The organism is Pseudomonas sp. FG35 (genome assembly GCF_057809295.1).
The window spans coordinates 119,099-137,410 of the sequence record NZ_JBMDJR010000013.1 but is presented as its reverse complement, the minus strand read 5'-3'; the positions used below and the strand labels follow the sequence as shown (position 1 = coordinate 137,410).

General features: G+C 61.9%; 16 protein-coding genes and 1 pseudogene. 8 read left to right on the top strand and 9 right to left on the bottom strand.

Annotation, left to right across the window (positions count from 1 at the left end; genetic code table 11):
- Nucleotides 1-12: 12 nt before the first annotated feature.
- From ACODTD_RS23230 to ligD, 3 genes are read left to right on the top strand one after another with little or no spacing between them, the layout of a single operon-like run.
- A complete protein-coding gene (locus ACODTD_RS23230) occupies nucleotides 13-1,389 on the top strand; it encodes an iron-containing redox enzyme family protein (RefSeq protein ID WP_489105260.1) in 1,377 nt (458 codons plus the stop codon).
- An 11-nt stretch (nucleotides 1,390-1,400) separates the two neighbouring features.
- Nucleotides 1,401-2,354 (top strand): methyltransferase, encoded by a 954-nt coding sequence (locus ACODTD_RS23225; protein ID WP_489105259.1) that lies wholly within the window; start codon nucleotides 1,401-1,403, stop codon nucleotides 2,352-2,354.
- A gap of 17 nt (nucleotides 2,355-2,371) precedes the next feature.
- Complete coding sequence (gene ligD / locus ACODTD_RS23220) at nucleotides 2,372-4,918, top strand: DNA ligase D (protein WP_489105258.1); 2,547 nt, start codon at nucleotides 2,372-2,374, stop codon at nucleotides 4,916-4,918.
- On the opposite strand, the gene ACODTD_RS23215 is transcribed toward ligD, so the two are convergent.
- Nucleotides 4,919-5,323 carry a hypothetical protein gene (locus ACODTD_RS23215; RefSeq protein WP_181457918.1) on the bottom strand — a complete coding sequence of 135 codons (405 nt, stop codon included), beginning with the start codon at nucleotides 5,321-5,323 and terminating at the stop codon, nucleotides 4,919-4,921. It abuts the gene before it with no gap.
- Nucleotides 5,324-5,437: 114 nt separating this feature from the next.
- A complete protein-coding gene (locus ACODTD_RS23210) occupies nucleotides 5,438-5,752 on the bottom strand; it encodes a DUF2388 domain-containing protein (protein ID WP_039770957.1) in 315 nt (104 codons plus the stop codon).
- A 248-nt stretch (nucleotides 5,753-6,000) separates the two neighbouring features.
- On the opposite strand from ACODTD_RS23210, the pseudogene ACODTD_RS23205 reads away from it, so the two are divergent.
- Nucleotides 6,001-6,759: pseudogene (locus ACODTD_RS23205) on the top strand (MCP four helix bundle domain-containing protein); the annotation flags it as partial.
- A complete protein-coding gene (locus tag ACODTD_RS23200; protein WP_439958493.1) occupies nucleotides 6,751-7,614 on the top strand; it encodes a methyl-accepting chemotaxis protein in 864 nt (287 codons plus the stop codon). The pseudogene ACODTD_RS23205 and the gene ACODTD_RS23200, both read left to right, overlap by 9 nt.
- A gap of 40 nt (nucleotides 7,615-7,654) precedes the next feature.
- Here ACODTD_RS23200 and ACODTD_RS23195 read toward each other — a convergent pair whose 3' ends face one another.
- Complete coding sequence (locus ACODTD_RS23195) at nucleotides 7,655-8,080, bottom strand: nuclear transport factor 2 family protein (RefSeq protein ID WP_285358020.1); 426 nt, start codon at nucleotides 8,078-8,080, stop codon at nucleotides 7,655-7,657.
- Nucleotides 8,081-8,513: 433 nt separating this feature from the next.
- Here ACODTD_RS23195 and mqo point away from each other — a divergent pair, with 433 nt between their 5' ends.
- Entirely contained in the window at nucleotides 8,514-10,163 is a 1,650-nt protein-coding gene (gene mqo / locus ACODTD_RS23190) for a malate dehydrogenase (quinone) (protein ID WP_011333540.1), read from the top strand.
- A gap of 67 nt (nucleotides 10,164-10,230) precedes the next feature.
- On the opposite strand, the gene ACODTD_RS23185 is transcribed toward mqo, so the two are convergent.
- The 3 genes from ACODTD_RS23185 to ACODTD_RS23175 all read right to left on the bottom strand — a co-directional run bounded on the left by ACODTD_RS23185 (nucleotide 10,231) and on the right by ACODTD_RS23175 (nucleotide 12,829).
- Nucleotides 10,231-10,659 carry a nuclear transport factor 2 family protein gene (locus tag ACODTD_RS23185; RefSeq protein ID WP_201817498.1) on the bottom strand — a complete coding sequence of 143 codons (429 nt, stop codon included), beginning with the start codon at nucleotides 10,657-10,659 and terminating at the stop codon, nucleotides 10,231-10,233.
- A gap of 402 nt (nucleotides 10,660-11,061) precedes the next feature.
- Nucleotides 11,062-11,928, bottom strand: coding sequence for a CAP domain-containing protein (locus ACODTD_RS23180; protein ID WP_064382346.1), 867 nt, complete (start codon nucleotides 11,926-11,928; stop codon nucleotides 11,062-11,064).
- A gap of 130 nt (nucleotides 11,929-12,058) precedes the next feature.
- Complete coding sequence (locus ACODTD_RS23175) at nucleotides 12,059-12,829, bottom strand: alpha/beta hydrolase (RefSeq protein WP_489105257.1); 771 nt, start codon at nucleotides 12,827-12,829, stop codon at nucleotides 12,059-12,061.
- 111 nt (nucleotides 12,830-12,940) lie between these two features.
- Here ACODTD_RS23175 and ACODTD_RS23170 point away from each other — a divergent pair, with 111 nt between their 5' ends.
- Nucleotides 12,941-13,885 carry an aldo/keto reductase gene (locus ACODTD_RS23170; RefSeq protein WP_489105256.1) on the top strand — a complete coding sequence of 315 codons (945 nt, stop codon included), beginning with the start codon at nucleotides 12,941-12,943 and terminating at the stop codon, nucleotides 13,883-13,885.
- Between the two features lie 54 nt (nucleotides 13,886-13,939).
- Here ACODTD_RS23170 and paoC read toward each other — a convergent pair whose 3' ends face one another.
- The 3 genes from paoC to paoA are packed head-to-tail and all read right to left on the bottom strand — an operon-like array spanning nucleotide 13,940 to nucleotide 17,729.
- Nucleotides 13,940-16,138 (bottom strand): aldehyde oxidoreductase molybdenum-binding subunit PaoC, encoded by a 2,199-nt coding sequence (gene paoC / locus ACODTD_RS23165; RefSeq protein WP_221615727.1) that lies wholly within the window; start codon nucleotides 16,136-16,138, stop codon nucleotides 13,940-13,942.
- Entirely contained in the window at nucleotides 16,135-17,091 is a 957-nt protein-coding gene (locus ACODTD_RS23160) for an FAD binding domain-containing protein (protein WP_221615728.1), read from the bottom strand. The genes paoC and ACODTD_RS23160 overlap by 4 nt, the downstream gene beginning before the upstream one ends.
- The gene (gene paoA / locus ACODTD_RS23155) at nucleotides 17,088-17,729 is read right to left on the bottom strand and encodes an aldehyde dehydrogenase iron-sulfur subunit PaoA (RefSeq protein ID WP_489105255.1); all 642 of its coding nucleotides are present in this window, start codon (nucleotides 17,727-17,729) and stop codon (nucleotides 17,088-17,090) included. The genes ACODTD_RS23160 and paoA overlap by 4 nt, the downstream gene beginning before the upstream one ends.
- A gap of 322 nt (nucleotides 17,730-18,051) precedes the next feature.
- On the opposite strand from paoA, the gene ACODTD_RS23150 reads away from it, so the two are divergent.
- Nucleotides 18,052-18,258: a hypothetical protein gene (locus ACODTD_RS23150; protein WP_489105254.1), complete on the top strand. Its 207-nt coding sequence runs from the start codon at nucleotides 18,052-18,054 to the stop codon at nucleotides 18,256-18,258.
- Nucleotides 18,259-18,312: the final 54 nt, after the last annotated feature.

Here is an 18,312-nt window from a genome sequence, read left to right as displayed (position 1 = left end):
GAGAATATTGCCATGACTGTCCTGACTCACCTGCAAGCTGCCCCCGCCCCATCGCGTCCGCTCGATTCTCTGGATGGGTTGCGGCGTATCCATGAAGCACTTTTAGCCGACGAACATCCTCAGCCGCTGGCGCGCGCCTTTCTGGAAGATCAACTGCTGCAAGCCGCGCAGTTGAAGGATGAGCTGCCATCGGACCCCGCGCAGTGGCATGCCTGGGTGGCTGAGCACTGTGCCGATGTCGCCCGGCAATACGCCGACTACCTGCAACAACGCAAGGCTGGAGGCGCACGGCAGTTCTTCAGTTGCAAGGCTCATGCGCTGTATTTCCTGCAAGCGGTGGCGCCGACCAAGCTGGTTGATGGCGCCTGGCTCTACGGCTTGCTCGGACAGTGGCGCGATCCGCGCTTCAGTAGCCTGATCAGCACTTATCTGGAAGAACTGGGCGAGGGCAATCCGGCGCAGAACCACGTCGTGATCTACCGCCAGCTGCTAGCCGAACAGGGCCTCGAGCCCAGCAGCCCGCTGCCCGACGAACGCTATCTGCAAGGCGCGCTGCAATTGGCCCTGGGTGCCGGCGGCATGGATTTTCTCCCGGAGGTGATCGGTTACAACCTTGGTTACGAACAGCTGCCCCTGCACCTGTTGATCAGCAGTTACGAGCTCAGTGAGTTGGGGATCGATCCTTACTACTTCACTCTGCACGTGACCATCGACAACGCCAGCACCGGCCATGCGCAAAAAGCCGTTCAGGCCGTTCTCGATCTGCTGCCTCTGGAAGCCAATCGCAGCGATTTCCTGCGCCGGGTCTCGCTGGGTTATCGGCTCAATGATCTGGGGCAGGGCAGCCGCGCAATCATCGAGGGGTTCGATCTGGAGCGCGAATTGTTGGCGATGCTTGAACGCAAGTGTCCGTTCGCTCAACACATGCACTCCGACTATTGCCGCTTCGAAGGCAAGACCGTCAATCAATGGCTGGCCGATCCGCAGCAGCTGTCCGGGTTCCTGCAGGCCATGCAGGACAAGGGCTGGATCAAGCGCCACGAAGATCCACAGGGCAGCCGCTTCTGGCAATTGATCGATGGCGATGGTGCGGCGATGTTCGGCGTGTTCAGCGCCTATGAAAAACAACTGGTGCACGACTGGATTGCCGGTGACTGGATTTCTGCGGACAAACCCGTCGCGTTCCGCCGCCGCCCCTCAGTCCCCGCGCCGATTGAGGTGCCCGAGCAGGACCCCGATGTGCAACGCCTGAATGCGGCACTGCAAGGGCAGGACGCACACACCAGGTTCGCAACGTTGATCCCCTGGCTCGCGCCGGCCCGGCACGCGCATCCGGCCGGGCTGCTCGCCACTCGCCGATTCATCCAACTCAAATCCGGCCTGCGTTAAGGAAGTCATCAATGAATCAGGAAGAACAACTGTCCGCCAACGATCTGGTGCTGCTGCAACTGGGGCGGCGCCTGCAGGCCGACGGCTATCGTTTCATCACCCCGACGCCGCTGACCCATCAACGGGTCAACCAGCGTGACGAAGGGCAGGCCGCCGATGGCCTGCGGGATGTGTTCGGATGGTCGCGTCCGTTCGAACCGGGCCTTCTGTCTGCCGATGAACAGCGGCAATTGCAGGAAGCCCAGGTGATCGATGAGTTCGACGGGCGCTTGAAGAGCCGGGTGCGCTGGTCGACCCTGGATGACTTGCTTTTCGTGCATTCCGGATTCCCCACCGAAGCCGCCGACTCAGTATTCTTCGGCCCGGACACCTATCGCTTTGCTCAACTGATCCACAGCCATTTGCAGCAGAACTTTGCGCCCATCCATCGGGCGGTGGACATCGGTTGTGGCGCCGGAGTGGGCGCGATCCTGATCGGCCGTGCCCGGCGCGAGGCGCAAGTGCTGGCGGTGGATATCAACCCCGCTGCGCTGCGCCTGACCACGATCAACGCGGCGCTGGCCGAAGTGGCCAACGTCGAAGTGCGCGCCAGTGATGTGTTGCAGGGCGTCGACGGCGAATTCGACCTGATCGTCGCCAACCCGCCCTACATGGCCGATCCGGCCGGGCGAGCTTACCGCCACGGTGGCGGGACGCTGGGGGCGGGCCTGTCGCTGCGTATCGTCGAACAGGCGCTCAATCGCCTGACCCTCGGCGGCTCGCTGGTGCTTTATACCGGTGTGGCGATGGTCGATGGCCGCGATCCCTTCCTCGATACCGTAGTGCCACGGCTGGATGAAAAACGCTTCGGCTGGACCTACCGCGAACTCGATCCCGATGTGTTTGGTGAAGAGTTGCTGAATCCAGGCTATCAGCGCGTCGACCGGATTGCCGTGGTCGCACTGACGGTGACTCGAACAGGCTGAAACAAGGCAGGTGCAGGATGAGCAGGAATCTCGACGACTACAACCGGATGCGCGACTTTTCAGCGACCTCTGAACCGGCGGCTGGCCACCGCCGGGGCAAGAAACCCGCCGGCGACCACGCCCTGCAGTTCTGCATACAAAAGCACGATGCCTCGCATCTGCATTACGACTTTCGCCTCGAGCTCGACGGCGCGCTCAAGAGCTGGGCGGTGCCCAAGGGGCCGTCGCTGGATCCCAAGGTCAAGCGGCTGGCGGTGCACGTTGAGGATCATCCGCTGGACTACGCGACGTTCGAGGGCAGCATTCCCGAGGGGCATTACGGCGCCGGCGATGTGATCGTCTGGGATCGTGGCGTGTGGATTCCGTTGGAAGACCCGGAGAAAGCCTACGCCAAGGGCAAGCTCAAATTCGAACTGCAAGGCGAGAAGCTCGCCGGGGTGTGGAACCTGGTGCGCACCCACATGCCGGGCAAGAAAGAGCAGTGGTTTCTGATCAAGCATCAGGACGGCGCCGCACGCCCGCAAAGCGATTACGACGTGCTGGTCGCCGAGCCCGACAGTGTGCTCAGCGAGCGCACGATCGTCGACAAACCCCGGCTCAGTGCCAAGCAGGTCAAACCCCTTCAAGGCCCGGCGAAAGCACCGCGCAAGTCGGCCTCGGGCAAGCTCACCGGGGCGCACAAGGCCAAAATTCCCGCGCAGCTCAAACCTCAACTCGCCACCTTGGTGGAGAGCGCGCCGGAAGGCGATTGGCAATACGAAATCAAGTTCGACGGCTATCGGATCATGGCGCGCATTGATCAGGACGAGGTGCAGTTGTTCACCCGCAATGGCCATGACTGGACGCACAAGTTGCCAAAGCAGGCGCAAGCCCTGGCGGCGCTGGGCCTGGAGTCGGCGTGGCTGGATGGTGAGATGGTGGTCGCCGACGCGGACGGCGTGCCTGATTTTCAGGCCCTGCAAAACGCGTTCGATTCGGGACGCAGCGAAAACATCGTCTATTACCTGTTCGATCTGCCGTATCTGAACGGCGTCGACCTGCGCGAGGTGCCCGTAGAGGAACGGCGTGCTGCGCTGGCCACGGTGCTGAAAACCCATCAAGACCCGCTGCTGCGTTTCTCCGAAGCGTTCGACGAAACCCCGCAGGCGTTGCTCAACAGCGCCTGTCAGATGCGCATGGAAGGCCTGATCGGCAAACGCCTCGGCTCGCCTTACGTGTCGCGCCGCAGCAGCGACTGGATCAAGCTCAAGTGCAAGCATCGCCAGGAATTCGTGATCGTCGGCTACACCGATCCGAAAGGCGCGCGCAGTTCGTTCGGCGCACTGTTGCTGGGTTTGCATGATCGTGACAGCGGCGAGTTGCGGTACGCCGGCAAGGTCGGCACGGGATTCAATGAAACCACCCTCAAGAGCATCCTCGCGCAGCTCAAACCGTTGCGAGTGAAAAAACCGGCAGTGGCCAACCCGCCCACAGGGTTCGAGGCCAAGGGTGTGCACTGGCTCAAACCGAGTCTGCTGGCGGAAGTGGCGTTCGCCGAAATGACCCAGGATGGCTCGGTGCGCCATGCCGTGTTCCATGGCTTGCGCGAGGACAAACCGGCCAAGGACATCACCGAGGAGCGCGCCAAACCCATGAACACTTCAAAGACTGAATCTACCGCCCCGTCCCAATCCGGGCTGGCCGACGGCAAGGTGCGGATCACTCATCCCGACCGGGTGATCGATGCCAGCAGTGGCACCACCAAAATGCAGCTGGCCGAGTATTACGCCAGCGTCGCCGAATGGATTCTGCCGCAGCTCAAGGATCGCCCGGTGGCGCTGGTGCGCGCGCCGGACGGCATTGCCGGTGATCTGTTTTTCCAGAAGAACGCCGAACACCTGGCGATCCCCGGCATCCGCACACTCGACAAGGAGCTGACCGGCCAGCCGGTGATGCTGATCAACAATGCCGAAGCCTTGATCGGCGCGGTGCAGATGAGCACGGTCGAATTGCACACCTGGAACGCCACCACAACGGATCTGGACAAGCCCGACCGCTTTGTCCTCGACCTCGACCCGGACCCGGCGCTGCCCTGGAAAAGCATGATCGAAGCCACGGCACTCACCCTGACCGTGCTGGATGAACTCGGTCTGAAGGCGTTCCTCAAGACCAGCGGCGGCAAGGGCATTCATCTGGTGGTGCCGCTGACCCGCAAGCATGGCTGGGACGAGGTCAAGGATTTCAGCCACGCCATCGTCACGCACATGGCGAAATTGTTGCCGGAGCGCTTTTCTGCGGTGTCCGGGCCGAAAAATCGTGTCGGGCGGATCTTTATCGATTACCTGCGCAACGGCCTGGGCGCCACCACCATCTGCGCCTACGCAGCGCGTACCCGCGAAGGATTACCGGTGTCGGTGCCGCTGTTTCGGGAAGAAATCGGCGAGATCAAGGGCGCCGATCAATGGAACGTACACAACGTTCACGAACGGCTCGCGGAAGTAGGCGATGAGCCTTGGGCGGACATCAAGAAAACCCGGCAAAGCATCACGGCCGAGATGCGCAAGCGGGTGGGCATGAAGAAATGATCAGGTGCCGCGCAGCAAGTCGTGGGCGTTGAGCAGGTCGAAGGCGACTTGCGGATTGTTTTCCAGGCCACGGCGGATGGCGGCGGGGATGGTTTTGCGAGTTTTGCGGCAGAGTCCCGGAAGCTCTTGGACTTCGATTTCGATGCCTCCGCGCACCGTCCGCACCTCACCGAACTTCGGGGCGATCAGCACGCGAATCCCGAGCTGATCGAACATCCTGCCTTGCAGACGCTCGAGGTCGGCCAGGTCTTTCAGGTTTTCCAGACGTTCAAGCAGTCGCTTCTCTTCCTCGCGGGTCAGCAGCAGGATGCGCACATCCGCGCCGGGCGTATCCAGCAGCGGATCACGCCCGCAGATGCAAAGACCCGGCGGGCAAGGGGAGCGAAGGGAGGCGGAAATCGTCATGGCCTCCATCATAGAGGCCGTTCGACGGTTTTGCCCATGGTCGTTCGCCAGCCGTCCATCGGCAGGGCGTAACGGTGGCAAGTCCGTCAGCCACCATCATCGAACGTGCCGTGGTTACTGCGACAGACCTTCGTAGTGAACCAGAATGGCATTGGCCAGCTCTTCATCGCTGGCGTTCAGGCCGGGATTGTCCTGACGCACCTGTTGCAGCACCGATTCCAGGTACACGCCACGGATCGTTCCGCCGCTGGCGACGAATGCGGACAAGTCGTCACGGGCCGGAATCACCATTTTGTGATCCTTGAAGGTCGAGTACAGCGACGCGGAAACCCCCGCTGAAGTAGCCACATCTCCCGCATCCACGCGGGCGAATGCCGAACCGAAAGGCAGGCACAGCATAAGAGACGAAACGAGTAATAAACGGCGCATGACGGTGTTCCTCCAGCAGCGTGAAGCGAAAAGGAATTACCACATAATGTGAGAGGTGCCGGACAGCCCGGGAGTTCCATGCGCCATGCCGGGCGGTAGTGGCCGTAGAACGAGAACCGTCGCACAGTCCGCGTTTTTACCGAATGTAACGACATACCCTGCGACGCTCTAAAGCGGCGGATTCACGTAAATAGGCTTAACTGAAGCGTTGAAAGGCGCCGCGTGGCGCAGCCTGGGAGGAAATCACGGTGTCGATCAAACTGCGTTTGGTGTTGCTGATTGCGACCAGCCTGCTGACGGCGTTGATCGTGAGTCTGGTCAGTTACGTCGGCAATCAGCGGATGGCTTCGGCGGTCAGTGACAACGCGGTCAGCATGAGCGCGCTGCGCAATCACATGGAAGCCGACATGATGCATGACGCCCTGCGTGCCGATGTGTATTCGGCAATGCTGGTGGGGCTGGGCAAAAGCACCAGTTCGGCGGACGAGGTGCGCAGCTCCGTCGAAGAGCATGCGGCGCATTTTCGCGAGGTATTGGGTGAAAATCTCAAGTTGCCGGTGAATCCGACGATCAAGTCCGCGCTCGAGCAGATCAAGCCCAGCCTCGACACCTACATCAGCGCCGGCGAGCAGATCGTCGGTCTTGCACTGGAAAACCCGGACACCGCCCAGCAGCATCTCGGCACCTTCAGTACGGCGTTCAGCCAGCTCGAAGAACAGATGGCTGCCCTCAGCGAGCTGATCGAAACCAATACCCGGCAGACCAGCGAAGGCACCGAGGCGGCGATCCACAATGCCAATATCGCCCTCGGCATTGTCCTGGTCGCCAGTCTGTTGCTGCTGTTGGTTCAGGGCCGCTGGGTGATCCTGAGCATCATGGGGCCGCTGAAGTCCGCCAGTCGCATCGCCGAAAGCATCGCCCACGGCAACCTCAGCGAACCGATCGCCGAACCGTCCGGCAAGGACGAAGCCAGTGCGCTGATCCGCACGCTGGCAACCATGCAGCGCGACCTGCGAGACATGATCGGTGTGGTGCGAAGCAACGCCCACGGCGTCAGCGGCATGAGCGAACAACTGAGCCACGGCTGCCATCAGGTGGCCGACAGCAGTCAGCAACAAAGCACCGCCGCCGGCACCATGGCGGCTGCCGCAAGCCAGATGACCGCCAGCATCGAGGAAATCACCCGTCACGCCGAGCGCGCGTTGAACATGGCCAGCCAGGCCGAGTCACTGGCGAAAAACGGCGGGCAGGTGATCCATCAAGTGGTCAGCGATATGGACGACATCGCCCGCTCCGCCCAGCAATCGGCACAGGTGATCCGCACCCTGGATCAGGAATCCGAAGGCATCTTCAATATCATTCAGGTGATCAAAAGCATCGCCGATCAGACCAACCTGCTGGCGCTCAACGCAGCCATCGAGGCCGCTCGGGCGGGCGAGCAGGGCAGGGGCTTTGCGGTGGTGGCCGATGAGGTGCGCAACCTGGCTGCGCGCACCAGCGCCTCGACCCAGGAAATCGCCGCGATGGTCGCGCGCATCCAGAACAGCACCCGCGAGGCGGTCAGCAGCATGGAGGCCGGTGTGGCCCAGGTCGACAAGGGCATGGCGGTCACCGCCGACGTCGAACGCGCGATCCGCGAAATCCTCGAGGCCACCCTGAGCACTACGCAACTGGTCAACGACATTACCCGCACCATCGGCGAACAGAGCCAGGCGAGCAACGAGATTGCCCATCAGGTGGAGATGATCGCGGGCATGTCGGAGGGCAATAGCAAGGTGATCGGCGAGACGGCGAATACCACGGATGAACTGTCGAGTCTGGCGGGGCGGCTGGCGCAGTCGGTGGATCGGTTCAGGTTATAGGAGCGGACTCTGCCGCCTCTTCGACGGCAGAGCTCATGCATCAGAACTTGTACGCCTGACGCCCCACCAGCAACCACTTGCCAGCCTGCTTCTGCCAGATCTGGAAGTTCTCGATTTCCGTCGGCACAACTTCGGTGCCTTTGAGGGCCTGCGCCGAAAAGTGATGGCGTACCAGCGCAGTGTCCCCGGACAGGGTGATGGTCTGGTTTTGCATCTCCAGGGTCTTGAATGCGCTCTTCCCGGTTTCGATGTCGGTAATGAAGGCTTTCTTGTCCTGGATCTTGCCGCTTGAGTGGCCGTAGGTGAGGTTGTCGGCGGTCAGGGCGTTCAGTTCGGCGATGTCCTTGTGCAGCATCGCCTGGGTCAGGTGATCGACGGCCTGGGCGACGTCCTGTTCCGCCGGGGCGGCGGCGACGTAACCGCTGAAGAGGCAGACGAGACCGAGCAGCAATCCGGATTTGTTCATGGGTATTCCTTGTTGTTGTAGGTGATGAAAACGACTGGGCAATTTGTCAGTCGTCGTACAACTTAGCAGGAATGGGCCGGCGTTAGAAAGCGTTTGAAGAGCTTGTTGAAAACTATCCGGTCGCGAACAGACGCGCGGGTTTGCCATGACGTGATATTCTTCGCGCCACTTGTTTTGACCCCATTCAGTCTGGCGCGCTATTCGGCGGGCCAGACAGAACCCCTGTCGCTCAAGTAGCTGAAGCCAATAATGATAAGAAGTCAGTTCAGAAGGGACATATAACTGAGGTCGACGCAGCCTGTCGGCCTTGTGTGCCCACCCGTCAAAATTGAAGTGTGCCGGAACCCGCGACGCTGGCCTGAGTGTCGCGAAAAAGGGGACCTCATACGTACAACAGCGGCGGGCGGAAGGCGTTTTATCATAGGTGCAACAGATGTTTAAGAAAGTGAACACAGCCTTGCTGGGGCTGGCTTTGGCGATGGGGATGTCTTCCGCCAATGCCGAAGAAGCAAAGAAAGTCGACGTCCTGCTGATCGGCGGCGGCATCATGAGCACCACCCTGGGTGTGTGGATCAATGAGCTGGAACCGACCTGGTCGATGGAAATGGTCGAGCGCCTCGACGGCGTCGCCCTGGAAAGCTCCAACGGCTGGAACAACGCCGGTACTGGTCACTCCGCCTTGGCCGAGCTGAACTACACCCCGGAAGACGACAAGGGCAATGTCACCATCCCGAAAGCCGTCGAGATCAACGAAGCGTTCCAGGTCTCCCGTCAATTCTGGGCCTGGCAGGTTCGTCAAGGCGTCCTGAAGGACCCTCGTTCGTTCATCAACACCACTCCGCACATGAGCTTCGTGTGGGGCGATGACAACATCAAGTTCCTGAAAAAGCGCTACGAAGCCCTGCAAGCGAGCCCGCTGTTCGCCGGCATGCAGTACTCCGAAGACCCGGCTGTGATCAAGAAGTGGGTCCCGCTGATGATGGAAGGGCGTGACCCGAACCAGAAAATCGCGGCCACCTGGAGCCCGCTGGGTACCGACATGAACTTCGGCGAAATCACCCGCCAGTTCGCCGGTTACCTGCAGACCAAGCCCAACTTCAACTTGAAGCTGTCCAGCGAAGTGCAGGACATCACCAAGAATGCCGATGGCACCTGGCGCGTCAGCTACAAGAACCTGAAAGACGGCACCAAGACTGAAACCGACGCCAAGTTCGTGTTCATCGGCGCCGGCGGCGGTGCCCTGCACCTGCTGCAGAAGTCCGGTATCGAAGAAGCCAAGGAATACGCTGGCTTCCCGGTAGGCGGCTCGTTCCTGGTGACCGATAACCCGGCCATCGCCGAACAGCACCTGGCCAAGGCTTACGGTAAAGCTTCGGTTGGCGCGCCTCCGATGTCCGTTCCGCACCTGGACACCCGTGTCCTGGACGGCAAGCGCGTCATCCTGTTTGGCCCGTTCGCGACTTTCAGCACCAAGTTCCTGAAAGAAGGTTCGTACCTGGACCTGCTGACCAGCACCACCACCCACAACATCTGGCCTATGACCAAGGTCGGCATCAAGGAATACCCGCTGGTCGAGTACCTGGCCGGTCAACTGATGCTGTCGGATGAAGACCGTCTGAACGCGCTGAAGGAATACTTCCCGAACGCCAAAGCCGAAGACTGGCGCCTGTGGCAAGCCGGCCAGCGCGTGCAAATCATCAAGCGTGATGAAGCCGCTGGCGGCGTGCTGAAACTGGGCACCGAAATCGTTGCTTCCAAAGACGGCTCCATCGCCGGTCTGCTGGGCGCATCCCCAGGCGCGTCGACTGCTGCACCGATCATGCTGAGCGTGCTGCAGAAAGTCTTCAAAGACAAAGTCGCCAGCCCTGAGTGGCAAGCCAAGCTGCACCAGATCGTTCCAAGCTACGGCACCCAGCTGAACAACGATCCAGCCAAAGTGGCTGAAGAGTGGGCTTACACCGCCAAGATCCTGCAACTGCCAACTCCTCCGGTGATTGGCCAGGCTGCAGCTCCAGCGGCGGACGCCTCGGCTGAAAAAGCCCCGGCTCCGAAAGAAAGCGCTGCACGTGACATGGCTCTGTAATCCAGAGGCCTGACACACGAAGCCCACTGAACCGGTGACGGTCAGTGGGCTTTTTTGTGTGCGGGTTTCAGGCCTTGGCGGCCGCCAGATAAGCTCCCAACCGCCGTCCCATCTCTTCGCCCAGCGCCTGCAACCCGCTGAGCGGCCGCACCATTACCTCGAACTCGACGATCTTGCCTTGTTCATCGAAGCGGATCATGTCGATGCCCTTGAGCTCTTTAGCTCCGACTTTGGCGCTGAACTCGAGCACCACATTCATCCCATCGGACGTCGCCAGTTCACGGTGGTATTTGAAGTCTTCGAACACATTGAACACGGTATTGAGGATCATCGAGACCACCGGCGCGCCTGGATAAGGCGTGTGGGCCATGGGCGAGCGGAACACCGCTTTAGGATCGAGCAATTCGGGCAGGGCCTTGAGGTTGCCGGTGCGGATCATCTCGTGCCAGCGGTTCAGGGATTCGGCGGCGTTGGGGTGCAGGTTCAGGTCGGACATGGTTTCACTCCTGTATTTTTGTTGTTCTTGGCGCGGCGCCCATGACTCTAGATCAAAGCGGCGCAATGGAAACCCTCTGTACCGATCTGAATATCGACCCATACGCCAGTCCGATCCATCTGATCCGCTTTTTCCTGTCGAATCTGCATCTGTAACCATCTCAGCCATACGCCCAAAATGGCCCTGCCGTTCGGCCATACGCGACGCGCTTCATTCCGGAGCGCCCGGTGCGCCGGACATTCAGTATTCAGGAGGCCTTCATGGCTAAGATGGCGATTTTCCTCGGCGGCTTTCTTGTGTTGACCATCATGATCGGCGTCCTTGCCACGATTTCTCCGGTCTGACGATCAGCCGTCGAGTTGCGACTTGCAGCGCTATTCGACGGTTTCGGATGGAACCGGATCAAGGCGCCCCGAACAGCATCGTCCAGTAAACCCCTTCATCACTGCGCGCCTCACTGGCAAACCCGGCGCCGACCTGGGTGAACATCGGGTTCATCAGGTTGGCGCAGTGTCCGGGGCTGGCCAGCCAGCCGGCCATGGCCTTGCCCGGTGAGCTTTGTCCGGCGGCGATGTTTTCGCCGATCTGCCGGCCACGGTAGCCGGCCGCCCGGGCGCGATCTGCCGGGCCGTCGCCGTCCGGGTCGCGGTGGGCGAAATAATTGCCGTAGGCCATGGCCTTGCTGTGGCCCTGGGCGGCGGCGCCGAGGGCCGGGTTCCAGCTCAACGGGCGGGCGGCGGCGAAGCGCTGGCGGCCGCACATACGCGGGCGGGCGCGGGCTGCATTGACCTCGGCCAGCAAGGCCTTGCCGACGCTGCGGTTGTCGCCGACGCGACTGTCGAGCACCGGCCGGGCCAGCACCACTTGCCATTCGCTGCGGGCACGGCTGATGCCGATGTCGGCATATTGACCGTCGAGCAACGCGCCGCAGTAATCGTCTTGCAGCATTTCGAACGCCTCTTCGGCGTCCTGTGCGCCGACGATTCGGATGCTGCGCACCGCCACGGCGGCATAGCCGGAGTCTTTCAATCGTTCGCGCAATCCACCACCGTAGCCATAGCCGACCGGCAACGCCAGGTTCGACTTCAGCGTCAGCGGCGCCAGCCGTTGGGCCGGGCGCCGGTCACAACGTTGCGGATGGGCGCGGTAGTCGTTGATGGCGGCCACCAGTTGCCGCTCGGCGCCGGCGTGGGCAGAGGGAGAAAACAGGGGAGAAAGGATCAACAGGCACAGCGAAACGAAGCGAGACGAACGTACGGCGTGGCGCATGGGACGCAAAGCTCTGAACAAAGACAAGGCTGAAGGAAAGTGAACCGCAGAACGCGGCGCGGGTAGGACTGGCCTTTTTGCACTTGGTTCACGAGGCGACGCCGGGTTTCTACGGCTGCCGACGAAGTGCTCAGCGATTCAACACATCCTGCATCCATTGCAGATATTGCGGCCGTTCGGAAATCGAATTGTGTGACGAGTCCTTCACCACTTTGAGCGTGGCCACACCGTCGGGAAAACTGTGCAGCAAGCGCTCGGTGCTGGCCCGTGGAATCACCTCGTCATCACTCGCCGCCAGCAGCAGCGTTGGCACGCGGATGTGCGCCGCGTACTGGCCGGACCGGAAACGATCCTTGAGCAACCACTGCACCGGCACCCACGGGTACTGGCGGGCGGCGATTTCCTCGAGGCTGTTGTAGGGTGTGACCAGAATTAACCGTTCCACCGGTCGCTGGCTGGCCAGCCGCACCGCGACTCCGGAACCGAGGCTGCGCCCCAGCAGCGCAATCTGCGGATGACTGGCATACACCTGATCGAACAGCGCCAGCGCATCCTCGGCAATCGCCGCTTCGGAGGGCGAACCACCGCTACCGCCAAATCCCCGGTAGTGCAGCAAATACAACGAATAGTCAGGAAACGCCGCGGAAAACTCCGGCAGGTTGCGCGAAACGTCCTCGGCATTGCCGCCGAAATAGATCAGCGCTTTGGGTCCGGCGCGCTCGCGCACCGTCACGCGAATCTCGGCGTCGGGCATGGCCAGCGTCAACCGCGACTCTGGCGAATCGAGGCTGGCGGGCTGGGGAAAATAGATCAGCGCCCGCTGAAAAACGAACAGCGCCGCGCACAGGATCAGGTACACGGCGAGGATCAACGCGACGAGTGACAACAGGGTTCTGGACATTCGACTAACTTTAATCGGGCGCGCAGGTTGGCTGTCGCAGTGTAGTCCAACGGTGTTGCGGGCTGCGTCAAAACACAAGGTGCAACAGATCCACAGGGCAAGGGCGCCAGCATGAACCACACTGAGGGATATTCCCGCCGCCGGTTGCTGACACTGGCCGCCGGGGTGTCAGCGGTTTTCACCTTTGACCGGGCGCTGGCCGCCATTACGTCGCCGAACGCCACAGGAGCCCAGACCATGCAGACCCGCGCCATCCCTTCGAGCTCCGAGCCACTGCCGCTGGTGGGGTTGGGCACTTATCGCGGTTTTGACGTCGCCCCCGGGGATCCGGTCTACAAGCAATTGCCGGCGGTGCTCGGCGAGTTGTTCAAAAAGGGTGGAACGGTGATCGACAGCTCGCCCATGTATGGCCGCGCCGAGGAAACCACCGGTGAATTGCTGTCGATCCACGAACCGCGCTCGCCGGCGTTTCTGGCGACCAAGGTCTGGACCCGTGGCCGCGAAGAGGGCATCGCGCAGATGGAGCAGTCGTTCAGCCTGCTGCGCACCGAGCGCATCGACCTGATGCAGATCCACAACCTGCTCGACTGGCAAACCCATCTGCCGACCCTGCGCGAATGGAAAGACCAGGGCCGCATCCGCTACATCGGCATCACTCACTACACGCCGTCGGCCTATGACGAAGTCGAAGCGGTGCTCAAGGCCGAGCCGCTGGACTTCCTGCAAATCAACTACGCACTGGATGATCGCGGGGTCGAGAAGCGCATCCTGCCGCTGTGCCGCGAACGTGGGGTGGCAGTGATCTGCAACCGGCCGTTCGGCGGCGGCGACCTGCTCGCGCGGCTAAAGGGCAAACCGCTGCCGGGCTGGGCGGCGCAAGTCGGGGCCAGGAGCTGGCCGCAACTGGCACTGAAATTCCTGCTGGCGCATCCGGCGGTGACTTGTGTGATTCCCGGCACCCGCAATCCGTTGTACATGGCCGACAATGCCGGCGCCGGGTTCGGGCTGATGCTGACGGATGCGCAGCGTCAGCAGTTGATTGGGCTGGTGAGTTAGCTATCTCCCGGTGTGATTAGCGCACTAGCACCCCATGCTAATGCGCTACCGGTTTCAGATCATCGGGGGCAACGCATCAAGAATCTTGTCCAGGGTAATCGGATACTCCCGCACTCGCGCGCCCGTGGCGTTATAGATCGCATTCGCCACCGCCGCACTCACGCCGCAAATCCCGAGTTCACCTACCCCCTTGGCTTTCATCGGCGAGGAAATCGGATCGGTTTCATCGAGGAAAATCACCTCCTGATGCGGGATGTCGGCGTGCACCGGCACTTCGTAGCCGGCCAGGTCATGGTTGACGAAAAAGCCTTGGCGTTTGTCTACCGCTAGCTCTTCCATCAAGGCCGCGCCGACGCCCATGGTCATGGCACCGATCACCTGGCTGCGGGCTGATTTCGGATTGAGAATCCGCCCGGCGGCGCAGACTGCGAGCATCCGGCGCACGCGGACTTCGCCGGTGGCGGCATCGACGGCGACTTCGACGAAGTGCGCGCCGAAGGTCGATTGCTGGTACTGCTTGGCGAGATCGGCGAATTCGATGCTGTCCTCGAGTTCGATCGCGGCGTGTTGCGCGGCGTCACGCAGCGGCACGTTCTGGTTGCCCAGTCGCACGAGGCCGTCGACAAACTGCGCTTCACCCGCGTTCATGCCCAGTTTGGCCGCGACCGCTTCGCGCAGCTTCATGCACGCTGCGTAGACCCCGGCGGTCGAGCAGTTGGCGCCGAACTGTCCGCCGGAGCCTGCCGACACCGGGAAATTCGAATCGCCGAGTCGCACCACCACATCGTCCAGGCTGACCCCCATCATTTCCGCTGCAGTCTGACCAATGATCGTATAGCTGCCAGTGCCGATGTCCGTCATGTCGGTTTCAACGGTGATCTTGCCGTCGCGCTCCAGCCGTACTCGCGCGCCGGACTTCACCAGCAGGTTGTTGCGAATCGCCGCCGCGACGCCCATGCCGATCAGCCAGCGACCTTCGCGACGGCTGCCGGGCGTCGCATTGCGCTTATCCCAGCCGAAGCGTTCGGCACCGGTTTGCAGGCATTCGATCAGGCGCCGCTGGGAGAACGGCCGCTCGGTTTTCACCGGATCAACCTGGGTGTCGTTGAGGATGCGGAACTGGATCGGATCGAGTTTGAGCTGTTCGGCCATCTCGTCCATGGCGATCTCCAGCGCCATCAGCCCCGGCGTTTCACCGGGCGCGCGCATGGCGTTGCCTTCCGGCAGATCCAACGGCGCCAGGCGCATGGTCACCAAACGATTTTCGGCGGCGTAGAGCAACTGACTCGGCTGCGCTGCAACCTCGACCTTGCCGTCGGCGAGGTTGCCCGACCAGCCTTCATGGGCGATGGCGGTGAGTTTGCCGTCCGCCGTGGCGCCCATGCGAATGCGTTGAATGGTGGCGGGGCGGTGGGTGGTGTTGTTGGCGATCTGCGGACGGGCGAGGGCGACCTTCACTGGCCGGTTCGCCAGCCGTGCGCCAAGGGCGGCGAGGATCGCGTCGGCACGAATGAACAGCTTGCCGCCGAAACCGCCACCAATGTACGGCGAGATCAACCGCACGTTTTCCTTGGGCAGGCCGAGGGTGGCGGCGATGTCGCCGACGCTCCAGGCGATCATCTGGTTGGAAGTCCAGAGCGTCACCTGATCGCCTTTCCAGGCGGCGAGTGTCGCGTGAGGCTCCATCATTGCGTGGGATTGATCCGGCGTGGTGTAGGTCTGGTCGAACTGCACCGGCGCGGCGGCGAAGGCGCTGGCGAAGTCGCCGTGCTTGACGTCCGGCAGATCGTCTTTCGGTTCCACACCCTGATCGCGCACGCTGGCCAGATCAAACTGACCTTTGTCGGCCGCGTATTCGACGTTGACCAACTGCGCGGCGGCCCGCGCCTGTTCGAAGGTTTCGGCGACCACCAGCGCCACAGCCTGGTGATAGTGCTGAACTTGCGGCCCGGCCAGCAGGTGCGCGGCGTTGTATTGGCCTTTGCCGAGCTTGCCGGCGTTGGCGGCGGTGACGATGGTCAGCACCCCCGGCGCGGCGCGGGCAGCCTCCAGATCGATGCGGGTGATGCGACCCTTGGCGATGGCCGAGCCGACCATCACGCCGTAGGCCTGATTTTTCACGGCTTCGTGTTGCTCGTAGGCGTAAGGCGCCTGGCCGCTGGTCTTCAGCGGGCCTTCGATGCGGTCGGTGGGTTTGCCGATGACGTTCAGCTGATCAATCGGGTTGGTCGTGGCGGGCGTGTCGAATTTCATGCTTCGTCCCTCGCTTGGGCCAGCACTGAGGCAATCGTGCGCTCGACCAATGTCACTTTGAACTGGTTGTCAGCGGTGGGCGTGGCGCCGTCGAGCAGTCGCGCGCTGACGGCTTTTGCGCCTTGCGGCAGCAACGCTTCCGCCGCTTCGACCCGCCAGGGTTTCGGCGCGATGCCGCCGACGGCAACGCGACCGCTGCCATCCTTCAGCAGGATCAGGCCGACGGACACCAGGGCGAAGGCGTACGACGAGCGGTCGCGCACCTTGTGATAGACATGGGTGCCGCCCACTGGCGCGGGCAGGGTGACGGCGGTAATCAGCTCGCCCGGCGTCAGGCTGGTTTCGACATTCGGGGTGGTGCCGGGCAATTGATGGAAGTCCGCGATGGCGATGCGTCGAGTGCTGCCATCAGCCTTGATCGTTTCGATCTGAGCATCCAGCGCACGCATCGCAATCGCCATGTCACTCGGATGGGTCGCGATGCAGGCGTCGCTGACACCGATGATGCCGAGTTGTCGACTGACCCCGCCAATCGCCGCGCAACCACTGCCGGGATTGCGTTTATTGCAGGCCTGATTGGTGTCGTAGAAATACGGGCAGCGCGTGCGCTGGAGCAGATTGCCGGCGGTGGTCGCCATGTTGCGCAACTGGCCCGACGCACCGGCGAGCAAGGCGCGGGACAGCAGCGCGTAGTCTTTCCGGACGCGGCTGTCGGCGGCCAGATCGGTATTGCGCACCAGTGCGCCGATGCGCAAGCCGCCGTCGTCGGTGGCTTCGATCCGGTCGAGCCCCAGGTGATTGACGTCTATCAGCTGCTGGGGCGTTTCGATGTCGAGTTTCATCAAGTCCAGCAGATTGGTGCCGCCGGCAATGAAACGTGCGCCTTCGATTTGCGCGGCTTGGGCAGCAGCTGCGGCAGGGGAGTCGGCGCGGCTGTAATTGAACGCTCTCATGCTGGCACCTCCGCGACTTCGCTGATGGCTTCGATGATGTTCGAGTAGGCGCCGCACCGGCAGATGTTGCCGCTCATGCGTTCCTGCAATTCGCTGGCGATCAGTTGCGGTGCTTCGGTGAGGCTGGCGCTGGCGTGGCTGGGGATGCCGTCGCGGATTTCCTGGAGCACGGCGACCGCCGAACAGATCTGTCCCGGCGTGCAGTAGCCGCACTGGTAACCGTCATGCTTGATGAACGCCGCCTGCATCGGATGCAGGTGGTCCGGCATGCCGAGGCCTTCGATGGTGGTGACTTTGGCGCCGTCCTGCATCACCGCCAGGGTCAGGCAGGAATTGATTCGCCGGCCATCGACGATCACCGTGCAGGCGCCGCACTGGCCGTGGTCGCAGCCCTTTTTGCTGCCAGTCAGCTGCAGGTGTTCGCGCAGGGCGTCGAGCAGGGTGGTGCGAGTGTCAACCTCCAGCGCCTGTGGCTTGCCGTTGACTTCGATGGTTACTTTGGCCATGGCCGGTTGCTCCAGGCTGGCCGCGTAGGCCTTGAGGTTGATGAAAGGGGGCATCGCGAACGCAGTCGCGGTCACGGCCCCGAGAATCAGGAAACGGCGTCGGGAAATCGCCAACGGCGGATGGTCGTTCATGGCTGGGCTTCCTCTGATCAGGTCGGCAGGTTGCAAATGACCCGCCAGGGCACGCCGGCGTGGTAGCCAGTCTTGGTCTGTTCTAGGAGTGACCGCAGGGGGGAGGAAAAGGTTTTGTCGGATTTTGCTTCAGGCAACGCCATCAAACGGCCACTGGATGGACGGTCTGGACGTGGTTGGCAGGGCGATGAACGGTCATTGGTGGCCAGTGAATCAAAGCCTTTTTCCCCGGTCGTATCTGCGGCAGCGCGCACTGCGCCTTTAAGGTGTGGGCAGTGCTGACTGTTTTCGTCGTCAAGACCTTGGTTTTAGGAAAATCTGAATGAAGCGTGCAACAAGCCTGCTGCTGACTGTTTCCGCCGCCGTACTGCTGGGCGGCTGTGTGGCGGATTTCGATGATGACCATCGCCATGGTCGGCATTACGACCGCGATCATGGCCGTTACTACGATCATGACCGACGCTGGGACGACCGCGACTTCGACCGCCGTGACGGGCGTCGCTACTACCGTGACCGGGATGATGATTGATCAAAGCTGAACAGGCAGGTTTTGAGGGAATGGACGCAATAGTGGCGATTCAGT